The organism is Flavobacterium calami (genome assembly GCF_038290035.1).
Classification (GTDB): Bacteria; Bacteroidota; Bacteroidia; order Flavobacteriales; family Flavobacteriaceae; genus Flavobacterium; species Flavobacterium calami.
Window position 1 is genome coordinate 1 of the sequence record NZ_JBBYHS010000041.1, and the last position, 1,765, is coordinate 1,765.

Consider the following 1,765-nt stretch of genomic DNA (forward strand, 5'->3'; position numbering starts at 1 on the left):
CCAACAAGCCAATAAACATGTTTTGATGGCATCCCTGACTTACAACCTCAAGAAATATCTGCGTTTTATAGCGCGAAAGCCTAAATCACAAGCCGGAATTGTATCCCAACTACAAGGAAAGGCACAGGCTTTTTCAAAAAGCCTCTTGTTGGGCTTAAAACAGACTGTTTTTAGTCTTCTTTTTTTTGAAAACAAAACTTTACTACAAAAATAAACCTCCTTTAAATCGCTTTAAAAGAGGTCTCTTTTATGTTTTTTTTATAAAGTTTATTTTTTAAGGAGGGTTGTGCAACAGCTACAGCTGTTGTGCGTAGTGTTTTTATTCACCGTAGATTAACTTTCCGTTTAGTGTTATTCGTTTGTTTTTTATAAGTTCAATGTTTTCTTGTAAAAAATCGCAATCAATTAAATTGTCTTCTGATGATTTTCTTCCGCTGAATACATTTATTCGAACTTCGTATGTTTTGTTTTTGAGCAGTTTTAGTAAACTTTTAGAGACTTTACAGTTTTCAAATTTAATAGTTCTTTCTTTTTCTAATTCAACTCTTTTTGAACCAATTGTCAAATCTCCATTCTCATCATAAATCTCAAATTTTTTCGTTTCTATAATTCGTTTATTAGGTTCGCCAATAAATTCAACATCAATTATTACACTTTCATTTTCGTCTTTTAACTTTTTTTCCGCTTTTTGGGTTAAATTTAATTGAATCTCAAAAGTTGGAACTATTATCGAATCTTTGTTAGATTTAGTAATTTCGGTTTTATTCTTTTCGATTGTTTTCTGATTTTCTTTCTTCGATTTATTACAAGAAATCAGTGTAAATATCAGTAATAATAAACAAATTTTATTTTTCATATTTCCTTTATTCTCCTGTTTTCCGCAACATTACGCACAACGTTCTGGCACTACAGCGGGTTTGGGACTAAATTAAACCCTATTTTCGGATTTGCCAAATCATCCCAAATACAAAACCATATTTCCATTAAGCCAATTGCCCAAATCCGTTGTAGTGGCTGTTATGTGAGGTTCCTTATAGTCTGCTTTTTAAATCCATCATTCCATGAAGAATTCTTGCAATTTCTATTTCGTTCTTTGATATAATTGTGTAGAAGATAATATGTTCACCTGATTTAAAACCTAATATTCCTTTCGTTACTATATCATAGTTTTTACCAAGTTGTGGATTATTTGCTAAATCATCACACGATGCCATAAGTAAATCATAATACTTTTCAGCTTGCATTTCAGACCAAGTTTCGACTGTATAATCCCAAATTTCAGATAAGTCATCAACAGCTTTATTTGTTAAATAATATTTAGCCATTTGATTTTTTTCTTGCTTTTAAAAGGTCAAGATGTTTTTTAGCATCAAAATCTACTGCACGCCCGCTTTCAATTCCATCATTGATAGCTTTTCTTAAAGCTACAATTTTATTTTCTTCTTCTTCTAAAAGACGAAGACCAGCTCTGACAACTTCACTTGCGTTATTGAATCTTCCATCATTTACACTGTGTTCGATAAAACTTTCGAAATGATTACCAAGCGATATAGAAGTATTTCGTCCCATAATTTATTTTTTTAGCTAAGTTACCAAAAAATGGTAACTTTTCAAATTATTACGGATTTTTTTGGAATCTCACATAACGTTCCGGCGCTTGGCGAGGTTGCGAACTTCGTAACCGAGTACTTTCGGCTAAGATAAAATTTCTTGCGAAATGTAGATGTAAATTTACTACAAAATTCGCAATCTTGCCAAACGGCTG

Annotated in this window: 3 protein-coding genes and 1 pseudogene; 1 reads left to right on the top strand and 3 read right to left on the bottom strand. The window is 31.6% G+C overall.

Going from position 1 to position 1,765, the window contains the following annotated elements:
• Positions 1-71 (top strand): annotated as a pseudogene (locus AAEO57_RS20935) (transposase); the annotation flags it as partial.
• 248 nt (positions 72-319) lie between these two features.
• On the opposite strand, the gene AAEO57_RS20770 reads toward AAEO57_RS20935, so the two are convergent.
• From AAEO57_RS20770 to AAEO57_RS20780, 3 genes are all read right to left on the bottom strand, one after another.
• A complete protein-coding gene (locus tag AAEO57_RS20770) occupies positions 320-856 on the bottom strand; it encodes a hypothetical protein (RefSeq protein ID WP_341694939.1) in 537 nt (178 codons plus the stop codon).
• Between the two features lie 175 nt (positions 857-1,031).
• On the bottom strand, positions 1,032-1,325 hold the full coding sequence (locus tag AAEO57_RS20775; protein ID WP_341694940.1) for a type II toxin-antitoxin system RelE/ParE family toxin: 294 nt from the start codon (positions 1,323-1,325) through the stop codon (positions 1,032-1,034).
• Positions 1,318-1,569 (bottom strand): type II toxin-antitoxin system ParD family antitoxin, encoded by a 252-nt coding sequence (locus AAEO57_RS20780; protein WP_341694941.1) that lies wholly within the window; start codon positions 1,567-1,569, stop codon positions 1,318-1,320. The genes AAEO57_RS20775 and AAEO57_RS20780 overlap by 8 nt, the downstream gene beginning before the upstream one ends.
• Between the last annotated feature and the right edge of the window lie 196 nt (positions 1,570-1,765).

Excerpts from the sequence above, each read along its gene's own strand:
- AAEO57_RS20770 (WP_341694939.1), bottom strand. The coding sequence starts at position 856 with ATGAAAAATAAAATTTGTTTATTATTACTGATATTTACACTGATTTCT.
- AAEO57_RS20780 (WP_341694941.1), bottom strand. The coding sequence starts at position 1,569 with ATGGGACGAAATACTTCTATATCGCTTGGTAATCATTTCGAAAGTTTT.
- AAEO57_RS20775 (WP_341694940.1), bottom strand. The coding sequence starts at position 1,325 with ATGGCTAAATATTATTTAACAAATAAAGCTGTTGATGACTTATCTGAA.